The following is a 20,852-nucleotide window of genomic DNA, read 5'->3' as shown; positions in this document are numbered from 1 at the left end:
TATAACTGAATCCCGTTTCTATTTACACAAAATTATGGATACTGCCTTTATCAGCTTCAGCATCATTCACCTTATCTGTTTTTCGTTCAAACATCTTTCACCAGAAAGCACTGTCAATCAACTACTTCTTTGTAAAGGTGAAGGTTATAAAGCACAATAAAATGCCTACTTCTTCCGTTTCCGCTTCTTTGCCGATTCCACCGCTTCGGCCACCACCGGCTTATTTGCAAACCGCTTGGTGTAGTTGCTGTAATCGGGAACAGTGCGTTCATACGTCGGGTCGACAAACAACGGGCTGGAAATGATATGGTCTGCCGTACTGCGGTTGCAGCAGAACACGATGTTCTCCACACCGGCAAGGCGGGTCAACGCCTTCACATCCGTATCGTGCGGCTGAAGGGTCATCGGGTCGGTGAAAAAGAAAAGATAGTCAATCTCTCCGTCCACAATGCGCGAGCCCATCTGCTGGTCACCGCCCAAAGGACCGGATTTAAGGATAGTGAAATCCCACTCCACATCAGGATGTTTCTCCCGGAGGGCTTCGAGGATAAGGGTACCCGTGGTGCCCGTACAATAGAATTTATGCCCCATCAGCAATTCCGAGTTCCACAGTACCCACTCGATGAGGTCTTTCTTCATGGCGTCGTGTGCCACTAATCCGATTTTTCTAACTAGTTTTTCCATAATTCAAAACCTTTAATAGATTGAACAATTATAAAAGGCAACAGTTCCTACAATTGGGAAAAGAATTTCTTTCCATGCAGATAAAACTGCGCCAATATACTGTTTTTTGTCCGTTCCGGTATTACGGCAAGCGTAGTTTTTTTCAGATTCTCTTTGCGGGACGCTGCTAATGAAGTGCGGAGGGAGTGGTAGGCACGGCGCGCACGGAATACGGCCAAAGCATTGGGTAACTGGTCTTTCAGCATGAAACTGAACGCAGCCACATAATCGAGCACCGCACGTACACGCATCACGGACGCCAAGTCCTCCTGCGGCAGATTCTTATAAAGCATGACAAGGTTATTACGAAAATTGAGGAAGGTCTTGCGCGGATTCTCCTTCTTCAAAGTGGCCCCTCCCACATGAAATACCACACTCTGCGGTATACATGCCAACTGTCTGCCACGGGCACGAAGCCGCCAACATAAATCTATCTCCTCCATGTGGGCAAAAAAACGTCCGTCCAGCCCACCCGCTTCCCGGTAGTCTGCCAGACGGATGAACAGAGCCGCCCCCGTAGCCCAGAAAATGGGTATCACCGTGTCGTATTGCCCCTTGTCCTCTTCTACCACGCCCATAATACGGCCGCGGCAGAAGGGATAGCCATAGCGGTCGATGAAACCTCCCGCAGCTCCGGCATACTCAAACTGCCCCTTGTTACGCCAACTGCGTATCTTCGGCTGGCAAGCGGCCGTCTCCGGATAGGCATCCATATACTCTGCCAACGGGACAAGCCAGTGCTCGGTGACCTCTACATCGGAATTGAGCAGCACTACATATTCTGCCTCCACTTGCTTCAATGCTAGATTGTATCCGTCGGCAAAACCGTGGTTCTCTTCCAGCAGAATCAAGTGCACAGAAGGAAACTCGCGACGGAGCATTGCCACAGAAGCATCCGTAGAGCCATTGTCCGCCACATACACCACAGCACCATCCGCCTCCGAAAAACGCACAACAGAGGGAAGGAAGGAACGGAGCATATCACATCCGTTCCAATTCAATATGACAACAGCAATCTTATCCATGTTGCACAGATTCTTTTCGTTTATTTTTCCAGCGTTTATGAGACCAGAACCAATAAGCCGGTTCGCGCCGGATGGTCTGCTCCAGACGACGGGCGAAGCACTCGGTTATCTCGCCATCCGCCGTCTGCTTGGGAGTTTCGGTAACCAAATCGAAGAGCACTTTGCAATATCCCCTGGATGTCCGTTCCAATTCACAATAAAAGACGGGGAAGTCCATCAGCTTGGCAATGCGCTCGGCGCCATCCATGAACACGGTGTCCTGATTCAAGAAAGTGGTCCAATAATGGGCCTCGCTGCGGTTGGGCGACTGGTCTGTAATCAGGCCGATGGCTATCCGCCTGCCTTCACGGCGAAGCTTTATCACTTCGCGTGCCGTGGAATGTTTCGCCACATTGTATCCTCCGAACCGGGCACGGATATGCTTAAACATCTCGTCCAGATACTTATTGCTTAGCGGTTTGTACACCTGCACCGGGATGTCGCCCGGATGCATGATGGCCCCCATGCCTATAATCCACTCAAAATTGGCATAATGGGGAATCAACAGTACAATGCCTCCATGCTTCTCTATCATGGCAAGGTATTCTTCCTTATTATCATACTTCATCCGGCGGCAGAGCTCCTCGAAAGACATGCGCAGCATCTTCACCTCTTCCAGCATATAGTCGCAGATATAATGGTAGAACTTGCGCTCTATCTCCATCAATTCGGTTTCCGACTTCTCCGGAAAGGAATTGCGAAGGTTGCGGCGAACGACTTTCTTCCGATAATGCACGACGTGGCGCATCAGGAAGTACAGCCCGTCAGACAATGCATAAAGCGCCCGGAAAGGCAGAAGTGCCACAAGCCACATGCCCGCATAAGTCAGCCAATAGACAATTTTTGATTTCACTTCGTCAGTTATGAGTTATAAGTTATGAGTTATTTGTTGCAAAGGCGGCATTCCTCATTCCATTGCTCCCAAGAGTGCGGTGCCGTCGGCATTGAAATCGCCCAGGCGCACAGACACGAGCTGGTTGTCCAAGGCAGCATCATGAGGGACTTCCACACGGATATAATTGGGAGTGAAGCCGTGCATCGGCAGTCCGGGTTTGGGACGTTCCAGCAACACCGGCATCGTCTGCCCGATATGGCGCGCATAAAAAGCACGGGTCTTTTCGTCCGAAAGCTCCAGCAATTGCTGGCTCCTGCGGTGCTTTTCTTCGGGTGCCACCACGTGGTCTATCTTCAAGGCTTGCGTGCCGGGACGCTCCGAATAGCTGAAGACATGGAGCTGCGTCACGTCCAGGCTCTTGATAAACTCATAAGCCTGCCCGAAATACTCCTCCGTCTCTCCACGGGTACCCACAATCACGTCTACCCCTATAAAGGAATCGGGCATCACTTCCTTTATCTTCTTTATCTTCGAGGCAAACAAGGCGGTATCGTAACGGCGTCGCATCAGCTTCAGCACCTCGTCACTGCCCGACTGCAGCGGTATATGGAAATGAGGCATGAAACGCCGGGAACGGGACACGTATTCTATGATTTCATCTGTCAGCAGATTCGGCTCGATGGAGGATATGCGGTAACGCTCAATGCCTTCCACCTCGTCCAGCGCCTTCACCAAGTCGAAGAAAGTCTCACCGGTAGACTTGCCGAAGTCTCCGATATTGACGCCGGTCAATACAATTTCCTTTCCACCTTCGGCAGCCGCCTGGCTGGCCTGCTCCACCATAGAAGCAATGCTGCCGTTACGGCTACGTCCGCGGGCAAAGGGAATGGTGCAATAGGAACAATAATAATCGCAGCCGTCCTGCACTTTCAGGAAGAAGCGTGTCCGGTCGCCACGCGAACAAGACGGGGCAAACGAACGTATATCCTTCAAAGCGGAAGTGTAGGCCTCGCCGGTCTCGTGCTTCTGCAGATTGCCCAGGTAGTGGAGCAGGTCCTTCTTCTGCTCGGCTCCCAGCACGACGTCCACACCTTCTATCTTTGCCACCGTCTCCGGTTTCAGCTGGGCATAGCAACCGGTCACCACGACAAATGCACCCGGATGTTGCTTCACCAGTTTGTGGATGGCCTGGCGGCACTTCTTGTCCGCCACTTCCGTCACCGAGCAGGTATTCACTACACAAATATCCGCTTTCTCACCCTTGCGCGCCGTACGTACGCCCGCTTCCCGCAAAATTTTACCGATAGTAGAGGTCTCCGAGAAGTTCAGTTTGCACCCCAACGTATAGTAAACCGCCGTCTTATCTTGAAATATATTGGTATCTATCATGAGCTTATAAACACATTTATGCTGCAAATATATACATTATTAATCTATTTTTCCTACTTTTGCACACTCAACTAAAATTTGTGCAATGATACAAGAGAACTTTATCAAACTATACGAGCATAGTTTCCGCGAGAATTGGGACCTCCCCTGCTATACCAACTATGGAGAAAACGAGAGCTATACTTATGGCGAAGTGGCACAAGAAATAGCCAGACTGCATCTTATTTTCAAGTACTGCCAACTGCGCCGCGGCGACAAGATAGCCGTCATCGGCAAGAACAATGCCCGCTGGTGCATCGCCTATATGGCCACCATCACCTACGGTGGTATCGTAGTCCCCATTCTGCAAGACTTCAACCCCAATGATGTCCATCATATCGTAAACCACTCCGAATCGACGTTCCTCTTCACCAGCGATGCCATTTGGGAACATCTGGAAGAAGAACGACTTACTGGACTTCGCGGTGTGTTCTCACTGAGCGACTTCCGCTGTCTGTATCAGCGGGACGGCGAAACCATCCAGCGTTTCCTCAAGCATCTGGGCGATGAAATGGAAGCGACCTACCCGAACGGGTTCCGCAAGGAAGACATCGTTTACACGGACCTTTCCAACGACAAGGTCATGCTGCTGAATTATACCTCGGGCACCACCGGATTCAGTAAGGGCGTCATGCTGACGGGAAACAACCTGGCCGGCAACGTCACCTTCGGCATACGTACCGAGCTGCTGAAGAAAGGGGACAAAGTGCTCTCTTTCCTGCCTTTGGCACATGCATACGGCTGCGCATTCGATTTCCTTACCGCCACGGCCGTCGGCACACACGTCACACTGTTGGGAAAAGTGCCTTCCCCAAAGATTCTGATGAAAGCTTTCGAGGAAGTGAAACCCAACCTGATTATCACCGTCCCCCTTGTCATTGAAAAGATATACAAGAATGTCATACAGCCCATCATCAACAAAAAGACCATGAAATGGGCGCTCAGCATTCCCTTGCTCGACGGACAGATATACGGGCAAATCCGCAAGAAACTGATTGACGCACTGGGCGGACGTTTCAAGGAAGTCATCATAGGAGGCGCAGCCATGAACCCGGAAGTGGAAGAATTCTTCCACCGCATCAAGTTCCCCTTCACCATCGGCTACGGCATGACCGAATGTGCCCCTCTCATCAGCTATGCTCCCTGGAATGAATTCGTCCCGACTTCCTCCGGACGGGTACTCGACATCATGGAAGCCCGTATCTGCAAGGAAAACCCGGACGACAAACTCGGCGAAATACAAGTACGTGGCGAGAACGTGATGACGGGTTATTACAAAAACCCCGAAGCCACCAAAGAAGTCTTCACCGAAGACGGATGGCTTCGCACCGGCGACTTGGGTACACTGGACGACGACAACAACCTATACATACGCGGACGCAGCAAGACCATGATTCTCAGTTCCAGTGGACAGAATATCTTCCCCGAAGAGATAGAAGCACGGCTCAACAACATGCCTTTCGTCCTGGAAAGTCTTGTCATCGAACGGAATAAAAGACTGGTAGCACTGGTTTATGCCGACTATGAAGCCCTGGATTCCTTGGGACTAAACCAGCCGGATAACCTTAAAACCATCATGGATGAGAATCTCAAAAATCTGAATAACAGCGTGGCAGCCTACGAAAAAGTAAGCCAAATCCAACTTTATCCGACTGAATTTGAGAAAACGCCCAAAAGAAGTATCAAGAGATACTTATACAACAGCATTGCCGAAGATTAATATGTTGTAAAACATATAGATAGGGATAAAAACAGCCGAAGCTCCAAAAAAAATATAAAAAAAGTTGGGGTTTCGAGAACAACATATTCAAAAAGTACATACCTTTGCAACGTTTTAATAAAGCAATTGATTGTATTACGTTTTAAAAGTAAAGAAAATGAAAAAATTAGTTTTGATGGCTGCAGCTATCGTAGCAGTATCTTTCGCATCTTGTGGCAACAAAGCAGCTAACGCTGAACAAGCAACTGCAGATTCTATCCGTATCGCTGACTCAATCGCAGCTGTAGAAGCAGCAGCAGCTGAAGCCGCAGCAGCAGCCGCAGCAGCTGACACTGTAGCAGTAGATAGCGCAGCTGTTGTAGCTGAATAATTTCAGTACAACACTCGAGAGAATTGAAAGTCTGACGTGCATACAAGCACACCAGACTTTTTTTATGTCTTATCCTCTCCTTCTGTTCCCTTCCAATTGTTAAGTCTTGGTCTTATTTCACAAAAAAGGGTATTATATGGCAGATAAATGATAAAGTATAGTGCATATACCAAATAAAAGCCGTTACTTTGCATCAACAAAACAATAAGAGGTTTATTACGATCTACGTTTCACTATGTTTCTCCTCGATTAGCCACATTGAGAATTTTCATTTCTGACTACAACTTCCTAAGACTCCTTTATTGAATTATTAATTTTTTATTTTTGTATTTTATGAATATGTACATTGGAAACCTTAGCTACAACGTTAGGGAATCAGATTTGAGACAAGTAATGGAAGAGTATGGAACAGTAGAATCAGTAAAACTGATTATGGACCGTAATACAAACAGATCAAAAGGTTTTGCCTTCGTAGAGATGCCCGAAGCTGCTGAAGCCCAACAAGCAATCAACAAACTGAATGGAGCAGAATATGTAGGCCGCCAAATGGTAGTGAAAGAAGCATTGCCAAGAAACTAAAAGAATTATTGGCTGACAATAAGGCAAAGAGCATACCCCTGAGTGGATATGCTCTTTTTTTTGCATTAGTAACCTCGTAAAGAGACACAAGAGTATTCTTGCCAAACCTCTATACCGCGCGCGTAAACCTCTACTTCAGATTCGTAAACCTCTATAACCGCAGCTTTACGTATCCCTCAATAAGCTCACACACATACGCTCCGAACATAGAAAAGCCCGGTCCTTTATCAGAACCGGGCTTCCTTATCATTATGAAGTCTTTTCTTATGCTTCTTCAGCAACTACTTCGAAAGGAATTTCTACAGAAACTTCCTTGTGCAGCTTAACGATAGCCTTGTAGTTACCAACTTCTTTCACTGCGTCCTTAACAACGATAATCTTACGATCGATGTTGTGACCCAATTTAGCCAACTCTTCAGCAATCTGGATGTTACCAACAGAACCGAAGATAGTACCAGTAGAGCTAACCTTAGTAGCAATCTTCAATGATACGCCTTCCAGCTTAGCAGCCAGTTCTTCAGCATCCTTTTTGATTTTCTCCAGCTTGTGAGCACGTTGTTTCAGCTCTTCAGCCAACATTTTCTTTGCAGCCGGTGAAGCGATGACAGCTTTACCAGTCGGGATGAGGTAGTTACGACCGTAACCAGACTTTACTGTTACGATGTCGTTCTTATAACCCAAGTTTACAATGTCTTCTTTCAATATAATTTCCATACTTTCCTCCTCCTATTATTTCATCATGTCAGTTACATAGGGCAGCAACGCCAAGTGACGTGCTCTCTTCACAGCTTGAGCTACACGACGTTGGAACTTCAAAGAAGTACCGGTAATACGACGCGGAAGGATTTTACCTTGCTCATTCAAGAATTTCTTCAAGAATTCGGGATCTTTGTAGTCGATGTACTTAATACCGCTCTTTTTGAAACGGCAGTATTTTTTCTTCTTAACGTCTACTGAGGGCGGAGTTAAATATCTGATTTCTGATTGAACTTGTTGTGCCATGATTAATCCTCCTTTTTAGTTGATTTAACACTTCTTCTCTTCGCAGCATATTCAGCAGCGTACTTGTCTTGCTTGAAAGTCAAGAAACGGATAACGCGCTCGTCACGACGGAAGTTTATTTCCAGTTTCTCAATGACAGTAGGTTCTGCATTGAACTCAATCAGCTGATAGAAACCGGTTGACTTCTTCTGGATAGGATATGCCAGCTTCTTCAGTCCCCAGTTTTCTTCATTTACAATCTCAGCACCTTCAGCAGTAAGGATGCCTTTGAATTTTTCTACCGCTTCCTTCATCTGAACATCAGACAAAACGGGAGTCAAAATGAAAACGGTTTCGTATTGATTCATACTCGTTTAATTAAATAAATAAATTATTCGTTTTAAAAATGCGGTGCAAAGGTAGACATTTTATTTTGAACTACAAACATTTAATGTTTTTTTGTGTAGGGATATAGGAATTGTCTTCGGCTTGCACTATCTTTGCAAAGTTGTTTAAACAATAATTTCATGATAGAGCAATTCAACTTTGATATCCGCCTTATCTTTGCCATACTGAACGGTAAAGTGTCGGCTGCCATTAACCGAAAGCTGTCCCGCAACTTCCGCCAGAACGGTTTGGAGATTACTCCGGAACAGTGGACCGTCCTCATCTTCTTATGGGAAAAGGACGGGGTGACGCAACAAGAGTTGTGTAATGCAACTTTCAAAGACAAGCCCAGCATGACGCGCTTGATAGACAATATGGAGCGTCAGCATCTCGTCGTGCGCATATCGGACAAGAAAGACCGCCGAACCAATCTGATACATCTGACCAAGGACGGCAAGGAGCTGGAAGAACGCGCGCGCGTCATTGCCAACCAGACCCTCAAAGAAGCCTTGAAAGGCATCACCATTGAAGAGCTCAGTGTGAGCCAGGAGGTACTGAGGAAGATTTTCTTCAATACGAAGGACTAAGATATAGGGATTAGGGGTTAAGGATTAGAGATTAAGGGAGGAGAAAACAAGGGGATGAAGCGTCATTTTTCATTCCTCATCTTCCATTCTTTATTAAAATATGGATTTTTTGCAAAAATAATTTCGCTTGTTAAAGAATTATGCTTTTCTTTGTGACAAGAATACGAAAGAATATAATAATCTAATTAAAATACACACACATGAAAGGCTTATTAAAAAATCTGGGATTGATATTAGTCGTAATAGGAGCTGTAATCCTGGTTGCATGTTCTTTTACCGGCAATGTTAACAACAATGCCATCTTGGGCAGTTCTGCCGTTTTGGTTGTAGTGGGATTGATTTCCTACATTGTCATCAACAAGAGAATTGTCGACTAATATCAAAAGAAAAGAAATAAAGAAGGCGGTTAGCATATACATGCAGACCGCCTTTTTTATTTTCTCTCCCCCAGAGGAGCCGAGTCTCATCAAGACTCAGCTTCCGGAGTAATCAGTTTATATCCTTTTCCGTGAATGTTGATGATTTCAATCGAATCATCTTCTTTCAGGTGCTTACGAAGCTTTGTGATATATACATCCATACTACGTGCATTGAAATAGTTGTCATCAATCCAAATAGTCTTCAACGCAAAGTCACGCTGCAGAATTTCGTTGGCATGTGCACAAAGCAAGCCCAGCAGTTCGGATTCTTTGGTGGTCAGTTTAGTCTGCTTCTCGGCAGTCGCCAGAATCTGTTTCTGCGTGTCGAATGTAAACTTACCAATCTTATAGATGTTGCTCTCCTTGTTCTTCTTTCCGCGAACACGTCTCAGGATAGCTTCAATTCTGAAAGTCAGCTCTTCCATACTGAAGGGCTTGGTGATGTAGTCATCGGCACCAATCTTGAAACCTTCCAGAATATCTTCCTTCAATGTTTTTGCCGTCAAGAAGATAATAGGTATTTCGGCATTGGCCGCACGCACTTCTTGTGCCAGTGTGAATCCGTCTTTCTTCGGCATCATCACATCAAACACACACAAGTCATATTTATTCTTCAGGAAAGCCTTGTATCCTGCTTCTCCATCGGGATATAACTCGGCAGCGTAACCTTTTGCCTGTAAATATTCTCTTAAAAGCATGCCAAGATTTTCATCATCTTCGCACAATAAAATACGCAGTTTCTCGTCCATATCAATCAATTTTTTAATAAAGGTAATGCAATAATAAATTTAGTTCCTACGTTCAGTTCACTTTCTGCCCGGATAGTTCCCTTATGATCCATGATAATCTTCTTCACATAAGCCAGTCCCAAGCCGAAGCCTTTCACATCGTGCAGATTACCTGTATGCACGCGATAGAACTTCTCGAATATCTTTTTCAAATTCTCCTTCTTGATGCCGATGCCGTTATCTTGGATGGAAATCATCAGTTTGCCAGGCTCATTCCAAGTCTTCACCGTCAGTTGCAGATCCGCATCCGGACGTTTATACTTCACTGCATTATCCATGAGATTGAAAATCACATTGGTGATATGCATCTCATCGGCAAAAATGGCAGAGTTGGTAGCTTTAAGCTCCGATTCAATCTTTCCATTATAACGCTCCACTTTCAGTGTAAACGTGTTGATAACACCCGCTATCAGCTCGTTGGCATCCAGTTCCTTATTCTTCAAAGTAGCCTTCTGACGGTCAAACATCGACATCTGAAGCACTTTTTCTACCTGGAACCTCAAGCGCTTCGTTTCATCGTTGATGACACCCGATATATGCTGGAACATAGTCGGAGACTTGCCCACAGCCGGGTCTTTCAACATCTGTGCCGCCAGAGAAATCGTCGATATCGGCGTCTTGAACTCGTGCGTCATATTGTTGATGAAATCATTCTTCATCTCCGTCAGCTTCTTCTGGCGGAATACGATGTAAATCGTAAAGATGAACGTCACCAGCAGTACAAAAGTAAATATCATCGACGGTATCATAAACCTGACCGAATCGAAGATATAATCCTTCTTTCCCGGAAAATGTATCTTGACGATACTCATACGGGCTGGTGGGTCATTCAAAAACAATGGCTGCGAATAAGAGCTTTCACTCCCTGCATCGCTATAATCCGCACAACGGTATACCTCCCGACCTTCCCGGTCTATCACCTTGAAGTGATAATCCATATCACCGAGACCATTCTCTATCAGACCTGCTTTTAGATACTGGTCCAGACTTTTGAAATTAACACGCTCCTCAATCGGCTTGTCGCTGGCATTGTATACCATCTGCAACACCACCTCGTCTACCAATGCACGCTGGTAAAGATAGCGGTTTTTAAGCATCTCTATCTGCGAGCGTGAAGTCTGAGGAATGGTTTTTGCTCCGTGTTTGCGTGAAATCATTGCTCTTGGCAATTCAGAAGGCTCGTTACTGAAAGTTTTCAATTCCACCGAAGAACGGACACTGCCATCCGGAGCTGTCATCACAAACCGCTGGGTACGCATCACTCCGCTACTGCTTTGCGATTGTTCCCACGCCTTCTTTTCTGCCTCGGAGATATCCTCATTCAGCCAACGCACAACCTCTGCGGACTCTGCCTCTTTCGAAGCAGCCATCAACGCACGCTTCACCGATTCATCAAATTGTCCGTTACGCATCTTCACCATTTCCTCAATATAGCTTATCTGCAGATACAGCAAACTAAGGAAGGAAAGCCCCATAACAACACCTAATATCCATATAGTTGACTTTTTCATAGTCACAAAATTAACACTCCCTAATTAACACTCCTAACCAATTAACCTGATTTAACCGGACGTTCTCGTAAATTAACCGAAGACCATTTTTTAGGTTGTATTATGAGCATTATAACAAAAACACAAGCCTTTGGTTTGCAAATTTAATAAAAAATTAATCATTCAATTCACAATTCTGCATGTTCTTAATCTACGTTAATGAAAAAAGCCGTTATTACTTGCCATGAAGTAACAACGGCTTTAACAATTGTTATATTAGCAGCCGGTAGTTACAACAGCCAAACTACCAACCCCTGAAAATCATTCTTCAGCTTGCTTTGCCTCAAATTCCTTAATCAGTTTATCCTGCACATCACTCGGAACGAGTTCATAGCTGGCAAACTTCATGATGAACGAAGCACGTCCACCAGTCAGTGAGCTAAGTGCCGTAGAGTAGGATGACATTTCCTTCAAAGGCACCTTAGCACTCAGTTTTTCGTAACTGGCCTCGCTGCTCATACCCATAATCATGGCACGGCGTCCCTGCAAGTCCCCCATCACATCACCCATCTTGTCCGACGGAACAAATACTTCCACGTCATAAATGGGTTCTAGAATCTTCGGGCCTGCATTCTTGAACGCTTCGCTGAACGCATTCCGTCCCGCCAGCATAAAGGAGATTTCATTGGAGTCAACCGGATGCATTTTTCCGTCATATACGATGACACGTACATCGCGAGCATACGAACCAGTCAACGGTCCCTGCTCCATACGTGACATGATACCCTTCAAGATGGCCGGCATGAAACGTGCATCAATGGAACCACCCACAATACTATTGACGAATACCAGCTTGCCACCCCATTCCAATGGAACTTCTTCGGTACCCTTGACGTTCATCTTGAACTCCTGACCATTGAATTTATAGGTTTCGGGCAACGGCATGCCTTCGTAGTAAGGCTCAACAATCAGATGAACTTCACCGAACTGGCCTGCACCACCCGACTGCTTCTTATGGCGATAATCCGCACGGGCAGCTTTGGTAATCGTTTCGCGATACGGTATTCTCGGTTCTTCAAACTTGATTTGCAGTTTTTCATTGTTTTCCAGACGCCACTTCAAGGTACGCAAATGGAATTCACCTTGTCCGTGTACAATAGTCTGACGCAATTCTTTAGACTGGTCTATCACCCATGTCGGGTCTTCCTCTCGCATACGGTTCAAAGCAACCATCATCTTTTCTGTATCCGACTCGTTCAACGGCTTGATAGCACGTGAGTATTTGGAGTTCGGATATTTAATGAAGTTGAAACGGTTTTCAGAGCCCTTACCGTTCAATGTATTGCCGGTATGTACATCCTTCAGTTTCACTGTACAGCCGATGTCACCGGCTACCATTTCCTCTACCTTGATACGGTTGGCACCGGCACAAGCATAAATCTGCGCGATGCGTTCCTTGGAACCGCGGTCTGCATTGGTAAAATCATCACCTTCGTGCACTTTACCACTCATAACCTTGAAGTATTGAACATCACCGATATGCGGCTCAACGGCAGTCTTGAAGAAATACAAGGAAGTCGGTCCGTTAGAATCCGGCTTCACCACCTCACCGCGTGTATTGTGCACCGGTGGCATTTCGTCCACAAACGGCACCACATTACCCAGGAACTCCATCAGACGGCGTACACCCATATCCTTGCCGGCACAGACGCAGAATACCGGGAACATACCTCGTGAAGCCAGTCCCTTGCGGATACCTTCGCGCATTTCGTCTTCTGTCAAAGAGTCCTGCTCAAAGAATTTTTCCATCAGGCCTTCGTCATGTTCGGCTGCAGCTTCTACCAAAGCCTTGTGCAGTTCTGTAGCCTTTTCCATTTCTTCGGCCGGAATCTCTTCAATAATGGGAGCGCCACCTTCGGGTCCCCACGAATATTTTTTCATCAAAAGTACATCGATCAACGAATTGAAGTTCGGTCCGGTAGCCAGCGGATATTGCACGGGCACCACCTTCGGACCGTATATGGTTTGCAACTGCTCAAGCACCATATCATAATCGCACTTTTCATTATCAAGCTGGTTTACCAGGAAAATAACCGGTTTGCCCAGTTTCTCGGTGTAGCGGAAATGGTTCTGCGTACCTACCTCGGGACCGTATTGCCCGTTCAGCAGCAGAATGGCAGTATCTGTAACGTTGAGCGCCGTCATGGCAGCCCCTACAAAGTCATCACTACCCGGGCAGTCAATGATATTCAGTTTCTTGCCGTTCCACTCCACATGGAAAACGGTGGAAAACACAGAATAGCCGTATTCCTGCTCCACCGGGAAGTAATCGCTGACTGTATTCTTGGCAGTAATCCTGCCGCGACGTTTTATAATACCACTCTCAAAGAGCAGCGCTTCCGTGAGAGTGGTTTTACCCGAGCCGTCATTGCCAAGGAGGGCAATGTTCTTAATTTCATTCGTCTGATATACTTTCATGATATATTAAGATTTTAAGTGAATAACCTGACATACGATGATGCCGTTAACTTTTTGTGAGGCGCAAATTAGGCATTAATTCAAAGAAAAGCAACATCGGGAAGCATGTTATATAACACACTTCCTCCACCAACAAAGAATATAATGTTCTTCTGCCAATAAACTGCCCGAATTCACAAGTCATCCAACTTCTTGGACGGCTTAAATATTTCTTATAACTTTGCAGGAAAAAGAATCCCCCCCGAAAACCATGAACAAACTACTGTTAACAACACTGCTCGTTCTATGTCCATATTTGGCAATGGGACAGTCCAACCAAAAAACAACCAGGAAAGCCCCTCTCATCGGCATTTCCTGCTCACATCCGGGCCGAAGCTCATCCACACAGATGACGTATACCGAGTCTGTAATCCAGGCAGGTGGAACACCTATACTGATTTCCATCACTACCGATAGCCTTGTCTTGACAGACATTGCCAACCGGCTGGACGGTATCATTCTGATAGGAGGAGGAGACATCCACCCTTCCTATTTCAATGAATCGCCCATCGAACAGCTGGGAGAGGTGGACTCCCTGCGTGATGTATACGACATGGCACTCATCCGCCTGGCTACCCGGCGTAACATTCCGATGTTTGGCATCTGCCGGGGAGAACAGTTAATCAATGTAGCTTTCGGCGGAACCCTTTATCAGGATATCCCTACCCAGCATCCCGACACCACTGTCTGCCACCAGCAGCAGGAACCGAGCAGTATACCAACTCATACCGTCCACCTCACTCCCGGTTCTGCCATGGCATCCATAACCGGACAGACACAACTTTTCACCAATACTCACCATCACCAGGCGGTCAAGCAAGTTGCCCCGGGATTCAGCGTAACGGGTTGGTCGTCAGACAGTATTCCCGAAGCTATAGAGTCTTCTCACGAATATCCGATATGGGGTGTGCAATTCCATCCCGAAGCTCTGGCTACGGCAGGCGACAGCATCTCTGCCAGATTCTTCTATTTTCTGGTTCAAAAGGCAGCTACCTACCGGCATGCCAAAGAGATTCATCGCCGCATCCTCTCCCTCGACACGCATACAGACACCCCACTTGATTTTGACGTTTCCTATAATATAGGTACGCGCGAAAAAACGCAGGTTTGCCTGCCCAAGATGCGAGAAGGAAAATTGGATGGACAATACCTGGCATGCTGGGTGCGTCAAGGCCCGTGCGATGAAGAGAACAGTCTGAAAGCCATTGACCGAGTGGATGAGTTGATACGCCACATCTACCGACAAGTGGAGATGAACGGGGAGCAATGTGCCATAGCCCGCACGCCCGATGATTTGTCCAGGCTCAAGACCGAAGGAAAGAAAGCCTTTTATATTGGCATCGAAAACGGATACGGCATCAGCAAGGATTTGAAGAATATCACCCGTTTCCATGATGCAGGCGTTACCTACATCACCCTTTGCCACACCCGCAACAATGACATCTGCGACAGTTCTTCGGACACGACTGCCCGTTGGAACGGCTTAAGTCCTTACGGTAGAAAAGTGGTGAAAGAAATGAACCGGCTGGGAATAATGATAGACCTTTCCCATGCAGCCGAAAGCACCTTCTGGGATGTACTGAAATATTCAAAAGCACCGGTCATAGTCTCCCACTCCTCTGCAAGCGCCATCTACAGACACGACCGCAATCTGACCGACGAACAGCTACGCGCCCTTGCCGCACATGGCGGTGTGGCTCAAGCCTGCCTGGTAGACGAGTTTCTGAACCCGGATGCCAAGAAAACCAACCTTACGGACTTCATGAAACACCTGCTGCACATGGTTGAAGTGGCAGGCATAGACCACGTGGGCATTGGCTCGGACTTCGACGGTGGAGGCGGGGTCAAAGGATGCAATGGGGACAATGATTTCATCAATATCACCGTCCGTCTGCTGGAACATGGATTTACAGAAACAGACATCGCCAAGATATGGGGTGGAAATTTCCTCCGGGTGATGAAACAAGTACAAACCAAATAGAAAAGACCGAAAAACATCACAAAAAGGAGAGATTAGAGCTATAATCTCTCCTTTTTGACACATTTACATACCCTCCATTTCTCAACTTTCGCATATCTTTGCCCAAAACATAAACGATTTATTAATTATCTAATACCGAATTCTTAAATGAAAAGGAAAATTATTTGGAGTTTTGCATTGCTGGCCTGCCTTTGCTGCCTGCCATCTGCAAAAACAAAAGCACAAACGAAAAATGCCGCAATCATACCCGGGGAAGTATGGAAAGACACCGACGGCAATCCCATCAACGCCCATGGCGGCGGCCTTCTTTACCACGAAGGGACCTACTATTGGTATGGCGAATACAAAAAAGGGGAAACCATCCTGCCCGAATGGGCTACGTGGGAATGCTACCGCACCGACGTAACCGGTGTCAGCTGCTACTCTTCAAAAGACCTGCTGAACTGGAAGTTCGAGGGTATTGTACTTCCTGCCGTGAAAGATGACGAGAAACACGACCTGCACCCCAGCAAGGTGTTGGAACGTCCCAAAGTGATTTACAACGAAAAGACAAAGAAATTCGTCATGTGGGCGCATGTGGAAAGCGCCGACTACAGTAAGGCATGTGCCGGCGTAGCGGTCAGCGATTCTCCTACCGGGACATTCACCTATGTAGGCAGCTTCCGTCCCAACGGTGCGATGAGCCGCGACCAAACAGTGTTCGTTGATGATAACGGCAAGGCATATCAGTTCTACTCGTCGGAAAACAACGCTACCTTATATATAAGCGAACTAACGGATGACTACCTGAAGCCCACTGGTCGCTATACACGCAATTTCGTGAAGCAAAGCCGCGAAGCACCCGCCGTATTCAAGTATAACGGCAAGTACTATATGCTCTCTTCCGGTTGTACCGGCTGGGATCCCAATGTTGCCGAACTGGCTGTGGCCGACTCCATCATGGGGCAATGGACTACCATCGGCAATCCGTGTACCGGTCCTGATGCAGATAAGACCTTCTATGCACAAAGCACTTACGTGCAGCAAGTATACGGAAAAGGAAATGCCTACATTGCCATGTTCGACCGCTGGAAAAAGAAAAACCTTGAGGACTCACGCTACGTATGGCTCCCGCTTGAATTCGGCAAGGACGGCACAATCGCGATACCCTGGCGCGACAGCTGGGACCCGCGTACCCAATGGGAAGGACAAGGCGACTTCTCTGCCGGCAAAGGAACATTCCTATTGAATGGCAAGCCGTTTGTCATCAAAGCCGCAGAGCTGCACTATCCACGTATCCCCAAAGCCTATTGGGACCAACGCATCAAGCTATGCAAGGCACTGGGCATGAACACCATCTGCCTTTATGTATTCTGGAACTCCCACGAGTCTCAGCCGGGAGTGTTCGACTTCACCGGACAGAATGACCTGGCGGAATTCTGCCGCCTATGCCAGCAGAACGACATGTATGTCATCCTGCGCCCGGGACCGTATGTCTGTGCCGAATGGGAAATGGGCGGACTGCCCTGGTGGTTACTCAAGAAAAAAGATATCCGCCTGCGCGAATCCGACCCCTACTTTATGGAGCGTGTAGGTATCTTCGAAAAAGCCGTTGCCGAGCAGGTAGCCGGTATGACCATACAGAACGGAGGTCCCATCATCATGGTACAAGTAGAGAACGAATACGGCTCCTACGGGGAAGACAAAGGCTACGTATCGCAAATCCGCGACATCGTACGCGCCAACTACCCCGGCGTAGCACTGTTCCAATGCGACTGGGCGTCCAACTTCACCAAGAACGGACTCCACGACCTGGTATGGACCATGAACTTCGGTACAGGAGCCAACATCGACCAACAGTTTGCACCGCTGAAGAAACTCCGTCCTGATAGCCCGCTGATGTGCTCCGAATTCTGGAGCGGCTGGTTCGACAAGTGGGGAGCCAACCACGAAACCCGTCCGGCTGCCGACATGATTGCCGGCATTGACGAGATGTTGTCCAAAGGCATCTCCTTCAGCCTCTACATGACCCACGGAGGGACCAACTGGGGACACTGGGCAGGAGCCAACTCACCCGGATTCGCCCCTGACGTAACCTCTTACGACTACGACGCCCCCATCAGCGAATCGGGACAGACCACTCCCAAATACTGGGAATTGCGAAAAGCATTGTCCAAATACATGAACGGCGAGAAGCAGGCTAAAGTTCCCGCTTTAATCAAGCCCATCCGTATTCCGTCTTTCCAATTTACAGAGATGGCTCCTTTGTTCGACAATCTTCCTGCTGCCAAGAAAGACCGCAATATCCGTACCATGGAGGAATATAACCAGGGATTCGGAAGTATTCTCTACCGCACCACACTGCCCGAGATGAAAACCCCGTCCCTGCTCACTGTGAACGATGCGCACGATTATGCCCAAGTTTTCCTGGATGGCAAATACATCGGCAAACTGGACCGCCGCAACGGTGAAAAGCAACTGGAATTCCCCGCCTGCCCCAAAGGTGCACGCCTCGACATTCTGGTAGAAGCCATGGGCCGCATCAACTTTGGACGTGCCATCAAGGACTTCAAGGGTATCACCCAAAGCGTAGAACTTACCGTAGACATCGACGGCCGTCCTTTCACCTGCAACCTGAAGGATTGGGAAGTCTATAATCTCGAAGATACATACGATTTCTATAAGAACATGAAGTTCCAGCCCATCGGCTCACTGAAAGATGAGTTAGGACAACGCATTCCGGGTTGCTACCGTGCCACCTTTAAGGTGAACAAGCCCAGCGACACATTCCTAAACTTCGAGACTTGGGGCAAGGGACTTGTCTACGTCAACGGGCACGCCATGGGACGCATTTGGGAAATCGGCCCGCAACAGACCCTCTACATCCCGGGATGCTGGTTGAAGAAAGGTGAGAATGAAGTGATTGTCTTCGACATCATCGGTCCCAAAGAAGTTAAGTCCGAAGGACTGAGCGAGCCATTACTGGACCAGTTGCTCGTCACCAAACCGCTGACGCACCGCAATGAGGGTGAAAATCTCGACTTGTCCGGTGAGCAGCCCGTCCTCTCCGGCAGCTTCAATCCCGGCAACGGTTGGCAGGAACGCAAATTCGACCAACCCGTCACCGGACGTTATGTCTGCCTGGAAGCCTTGAGTGCACAAGATGGAAAAGACCTGGCTTGCATTGCCGAAATGTATCTGCTGGATGAGAATGGGGAACGTCTGTCACGCGAACCCTGGATTGTCAATTATGCCGACAGCGAAGACGTATCCCACGTCAACTGTTCTGCGGACAAAATCTTCGACCTCCAGGAATCAACCTATTGGAGCACAACAAAAGACACTCCATACCCGCATTCTGTCGTGATTGACTTGGGTAGTACCCGCACCCTGACCGGCATACAATATCTACCCAGAATGGAAAGCGAGGTACCGGGTGGAATCAAAGACTTCAAGGTTTACGTAAAATCCAAGGCTTTCAACTATTAAGCCGGATTTACAACACTAATAGATTCTTTAGACACGGATTACATGAAAAATCATGGATAATAAATGAAGAATATCCATGATTTTTCGCGTAATCCATGCCTAACTTAAAATCAATCAAACAGATTTTCCGTACAATTCATCGTCTACCACAGCCAGCATTCCCTCCACTTGAGCCAATGCCAGCATACGGCCATGAAAAGAATAACCTGCATTGTACCCTTTATCCTCGTCGCCCAACATCATGCGACCGTGGTCCACACGCATCGGCAATCCCGGATTTTCTTTCTCAAAGATACGAATCAAATCAATGAGGTGTCCCCTTCCCTCCAGATGGGAACTTTCGATAAAGTTTCCACCCGGTATTGCCTTCGTACTGCGCAAATGCACAAAGTGGGTACGCCTGGCAAACTTCCTTGCCAGTTCACGGGTATCATTCTGTTCACCCGCACTCAATGAACCAGCGCAAAAAGTCAGGCCATTATGGGGATTGTCCACTGCACTCAGTATCCAGGCAATATCTGCCTCGTCTGTCACAATGCGCGGCAACCCCAATACCTGAAAAGGAGGGTCATCGGGGTGTACACACATATTCACCCCATATTCCTCGCATACCGGCATGATGGCAGACAAGAAATAACGCATATTCTCGCGCAGAGCCTCCCGGTCTATCCCTTTGTATAGCGCCAGCAAACGTTTGAACAGGGTTACCGGCTCCTTGTCACCTTCCTTGATGTTGCCATTTACGAATCCTTGTGTCTTTACGATAATCGTATCTACCAGCTCTGCCTTTTCAGACTCCGTAATCACCTTATCCAGTTCTGCCACCTTGTCCAGCTCTTCCGGAGAATAATCGGCTTCCGCATTCTCCCGTTCCAATATCTTCAGGTCGAAGTAGGCAAAACGGATTCTGTCGAAATAAAGAGAAGATGTCCCGTCTTCCCAGGGATGTTGTAAGTCCGTGCGAATCCAGTCAATCACCGGCATGAAGTTGTAACATACCGTCCGGATGCCTGCCTTGCCGAAATTGGCAAGGCTTATCTTGTAGTTCTCTATCAATCGGTCACGCTCACTCCCCGCATATTTGACAGCCTCGCACACCGGCAGACTTTCTACTACAGACCAGCGCAATCCGAAGGATTCAATATAATCCCTCAAATCTTCAATGGCTTCCAACGTCCATATTTCACCGTTGGGAACTTCATGCAAGGCAGTGACAACGCCTTCCACTCCTATCTGTTGCAACATGGCAAGGGTTATCTTGTCTTTCTTGCCAAACCATCTCCAAGTCTTTTCCATTCTTTATTATTAATTTTCTTGTTTTTCAGGCGTTCAAACCACCCGTTACCTTTTTGCAAAAGTAAGAAAGAATATGAGAACTGTCCATTCTGAATGGATAGATTTGTTTGTTCGCAATGAAAACAATATCTTAGCACTTCATTACATATATTAATTACGCTTATGCAAGACTTTATAAACGGACGTTGCGGCTGGTGCGGAACCGACGAGCTGTATGTG

19 protein-coding genes are annotated in these 20,852 nt (G+C 47.3%); 7 read left to right on the top strand and 12 right to left on the bottom strand.

Annotated elements, in window-relative coordinates; translation table 11 throughout:
* Positions 1–165 precede the first annotated feature (165 nt).
* The 4 genes from DW896_RS20935 to mtaB are packed head-to-tail and all read right to left on the bottom strand — an operon-like array spanning position 166 to position 4,011.
* Positions 166–684: a methylglyoxal synthase gene (locus tag DW896_RS20935; RefSeq protein ID WP_005833226.1), complete on the bottom strand. Its 519-nt coding sequence runs from the start codon at positions 682–684 to the stop codon at positions 166–168.
* 47 nt (positions 685–731) lie between these two features.
* The gene (locus tag DW896_RS20930; protein ID WP_119993751.1) at positions 732–1,748 is read right to left on the bottom strand and encodes a glycosyltransferase family 2 protein; all 1,017 of its coding nucleotides are present in this window, start codon (positions 1,746–1,748) and stop codon (positions 732–734) included.
* Positions 1,741–2,640, bottom strand: coding sequence for a lysophospholipid acyltransferase family protein (locus tag DW896_RS20925; RefSeq protein WP_005833230.1), 900 nt, complete (start codon positions 2,638–2,640; stop codon positions 1,741–1,743). The genes DW896_RS20930 and DW896_RS20925 overlap by 8 nt, the downstream gene beginning before the upstream one ends.
* A 54-nt stretch (positions 2,641–2,694) precedes the next feature.
* Positions 2,695–4,011, bottom strand: coding sequence for a tRNA (N(6)-L-threonylcarbamoyladenosine(37)-C(2))-methylthiotransferase MtaB (gene mtaB / locus DW896_RS20920; protein WP_005833232.1), 1,317 nt, complete (start codon positions 4,009–4,011; stop codon positions 2,695–2,697).
* 85 nt (positions 4,012–4,096) lie between these two features.
* Here mtaB and DW896_RS20915 point away from each other — a divergent pair, with 85 nt between their 5' ends.
* From DW896_RS20915 to DW896_RS20905, 3 genes are all read left to right on the top strand, one after another.
* On the top strand, positions 4,097–5,770 hold the full coding sequence (locus tag DW896_RS20915; RefSeq protein WP_008664099.1) for a long-chain fatty acid--CoA ligase: 1,674 nt from the start codon (positions 4,097–4,099) through the stop codon (positions 5,768–5,770).
* A gap of 157 nt (positions 5,771–5,927) precedes the next feature.
* Complete coding sequence (locus DW896_RS20910; protein WP_005833237.1) at positions 5,928–6,140, top strand: hypothetical protein; 213 nt, start codon at positions 5,928–5,930, stop codon at positions 6,138–6,140.
* 333 nt (positions 6,141–6,473) lie between these two features.
* Complete coding sequence (locus DW896_RS20905; protein WP_005830186.1) at positions 6,474–6,719, top strand: RNA-binding protein; 246 nt, start codon at positions 6,474–6,476, stop codon at positions 6,717–6,719.
* Between the two features lie 264 nt (positions 6,720–6,983).
* On the opposite strand, the gene rplI is transcribed toward DW896_RS20905, so the two are convergent.
* The 3 genes from rplI to rpsF are packed head-to-tail and all read right to left on the bottom strand — an operon-like array spanning position 6,984 to position 8,068.
* Positions 6,984–7,433, bottom strand: a complete 450-nt coding sequence (rplI, locus tag DW896_RS20895; RefSeq protein ID WP_005830185.1) for a 50S ribosomal protein L9 — start codon at positions 7,431–7,433, stop codon at positions 6,984–6,986.
* Positions 7,434–7,448: 15 nt separating this feature from the next.
* Positions 7,449–7,721: a 30S ribosomal protein S18 gene (rpsR, locus tag DW896_RS20890; protein WP_004288442.1), complete on the bottom strand. Its 273-nt coding sequence runs from the start codon at positions 7,719–7,721 to the stop codon at positions 7,449–7,451.
* Between the two features lie 2 nt (positions 7,722–7,723).
* The gene (gene rpsF, locus DW896_RS20885) at positions 7,724–8,068 is read right to left on the bottom strand and encodes a 30S ribosomal protein S6 (protein ID WP_005657357.1); all 345 of its coding nucleotides are present in this window, start codon (positions 8,066–8,068) and stop codon (positions 7,724–7,726) included.
* A gap of 159 nt (positions 8,069–8,227) precedes the next feature.
* Here rpsF and DW896_RS20880 point away from each other — a divergent pair, with 159 nt between their 5' ends.
* Entirely contained in the window at positions 8,228–8,674 is a 447-nt protein-coding gene (locus DW896_RS20880) for a MarR family winged helix-turn-helix transcriptional regulator (protein WP_005830183.1), read from the top strand.
* Between the two features lie 200 nt (positions 8,675–8,874).
* Complete coding sequence (locus DW896_RS21570; protein ID WP_005830181.1) at positions 8,875–9,051, top strand: hypothetical protein; 177 nt, start codon at positions 8,875–8,877, stop codon at positions 9,049–9,051.
* A gap of 89 nt (positions 9,052–9,140) precedes the next feature.
* Here the strand turns inward: DW896_RS21570 and DW896_RS20875 are convergent, their stop codons facing one another.
* The 3 genes from DW896_RS20875 to DW896_RS20865 form a co-directional block, all read right to left on the bottom strand.
* On the bottom strand, positions 9,141–9,842 hold the full coding sequence (locus DW896_RS20875) for a response regulator transcription factor (protein WP_005830176.1): 702 nt from the start codon (positions 9,840–9,842) through the stop codon (positions 9,141–9,143).
* A gap of 5 nt (positions 9,843–9,847) precedes the next feature.
* Positions 9,848–11,392, bottom strand: a complete 1,545-nt coding sequence (locus DW896_RS20870; RefSeq protein ID WP_005830174.1) for a sensor histidine kinase KdpD — start codon at positions 11,390–11,392, stop codon at positions 9,848–9,850.
* 300 nt (positions 11,393–11,692) lie between these two features.
* A complete protein-coding gene (locus tag DW896_RS20865) occupies positions 11,693–13,849 on the bottom strand; it encodes a translation factor GTPase family protein (protein ID WP_008664112.1) in 2,157 nt (718 codons plus the stop codon).
* Between the two features lie 250 nt (positions 13,850–14,099).
* On the opposite strand from DW896_RS20865, the gene DW896_RS20860 reads away from it, so the two are divergent.
* Positions 14,100–15,869 (top strand): gamma-glutamyl-gamma-aminobutyrate hydrolase family protein, encoded by a 1,770-nt coding sequence (locus DW896_RS20860; RefSeq protein ID WP_117887776.1) that lies wholly within the window; start codon positions 14,100–14,102, stop codon positions 15,867–15,869.
* A 147-nt stretch (positions 15,870–16,016) separates the two neighbouring features.
* Positions 16,017–19,337 carry a beta-galactosidase gene (locus DW896_RS20855; protein ID WP_008664115.1) on the top strand — a complete coding sequence of 1,107 codons (3,321 nt, stop codon included), beginning with the start codon at positions 16,017–16,019 and terminating at the stop codon, positions 19,335–19,337.
* A gap of 114 nt (positions 19,338–19,451) precedes the next feature.
* Here DW896_RS20855 and uxuA read toward each other — a convergent pair whose 3' ends face one another.
* Positions 19,452–20,633 (bottom strand): mannonate dehydratase, encoded by a 1,182-nt coding sequence (uxuA, locus tag DW896_RS20850; RefSeq protein ID WP_119993749.1) that lies wholly within the window; start codon positions 20,631–20,633, stop codon positions 19,452–19,454.
* On the bottom strand, positions 20,591–20,852 hold a 262-nt coding region (locus tag DW896_RS21605), incomplete at its 5' end, for a hypothetical protein (protein WP_207817463.1). The genes uxuA and DW896_RS21605, both read right to left, overlap by 43 nt.

The organism is Bacteroides sp. AM41-16 (assembly GCF_003603495.1).
Classification (GTDB): Bacteria; Bacteroidota; Bacteroidia; order Bacteroidales; family Bacteroidaceae; genus Bacteroides; species Bacteroides uniformis.
The sequence above is the reverse complement of the archived record's forward strand: the minus strand, read 5'-3'. Positions and strand labels throughout refer to the sequence as shown.

Coding starts and splice junctions, on each gene's coding strand:
- DW896_RS20935 (WP_005833226.1), bottom strand. CDS start 684: ATGGAAAAACTAGTTAGAAAAATCGGATTAGTGGCACACGACGCCATG.
- DW896_RS20930 (WP_119993751.1), bottom strand. CDS start 1,748: ATGGATAAGATTGCTGTTGTCATATTGAATTGGAACGGATGTGATATG.
- mtaB (WP_005833232.1), bottom strand. CDS start 4,011: ATGATAGATACCAATATATTTCAAGATAAGACGGCGGTTTACTATACG.
- DW896_RS20915 (WP_008664099.1), top strand. CDS start 4,097: ATGATACAAGAGAACTTTATCAAACTATACGAGCATAGTTTCCGCGAG.
- DW896_RS20910 (WP_005833237.1), top strand. CDS start 5,928: ATGAAAAAATTAGTTTTGATGGCTGCAGCTATCGTAGCAGTATCTTTC.
- DW896_RS20905 (WP_005830186.1), top strand. CDS start 6,474: ATGAATATGTACATTGGAAACCTTAGCTACAACGTTAGGGAATCAGAT.
- rplI (WP_005830185.1), bottom strand. CDS start 7,433: ATGGAAATTATATTGAAAGAAGACATTGTAAACTTGGGTTATAAGAAC.
- rpsR (WP_004288442.1), bottom strand. CDS start 7,721: ATGGCACAACAAGTTCAATCAGAAATCAGATATTTAACTCCGCCCTCA.
- rpsF (WP_005657357.1), bottom strand. CDS start 8,068: ATGAATCAATACGAAACCGTTTTCATTTTGACTCCCGTTTTGTCTGAT.
- DW896_RS20880 (WP_005830183.1), top strand. CDS start 8,228: ATGATAGAGCAATTCAACTTTGATATCCGCCTTATCTTTGCCATACTG.
- DW896_RS21570 (WP_005830181.1), top strand. CDS start 8,875: ATGAAAGGCTTATTAAAAAATCTGGGATTGATATTAGTCGTAATAGGA.
- DW896_RS20875 (WP_005830176.1), bottom strand. CDS start 9,842: ATGGACGAGAAACTGCGTATTTTATTGTGCGAAGATGATGAAAATCTT.
- DW896_RS20870 (WP_005830174.1), bottom strand. CDS start 11,392: ATGAAAAAGTCAACTATATGGATATTAGGTGTTGTTATGGGGCTTTCC.
- DW896_RS20865 (WP_008664112.1), bottom strand. CDS start 13,849: ATGAAAGTATATCAGACGAATGAAATTAAGAACATTGCCCTCCTTGGC.
- DW896_RS20860 (WP_117887776.1), top strand. CDS start 14,100: ATGAACAAACTACTGTTAACAACACTGCTCGTTCTATGTCCATATTTG.
- DW896_RS20855 (WP_008664115.1), top strand. CDS start 16,017: ATGAAAAGGAAAATTATTTGGAGTTTTGCATTGCTGGCCTGCCTTTGC.
- uxuA (WP_119993749.1), bottom strand. CDS start 20,633: ATGGAAAAGACTTGGAGATGGTTTGGCAAGAAAGACAAGATAACCCTT.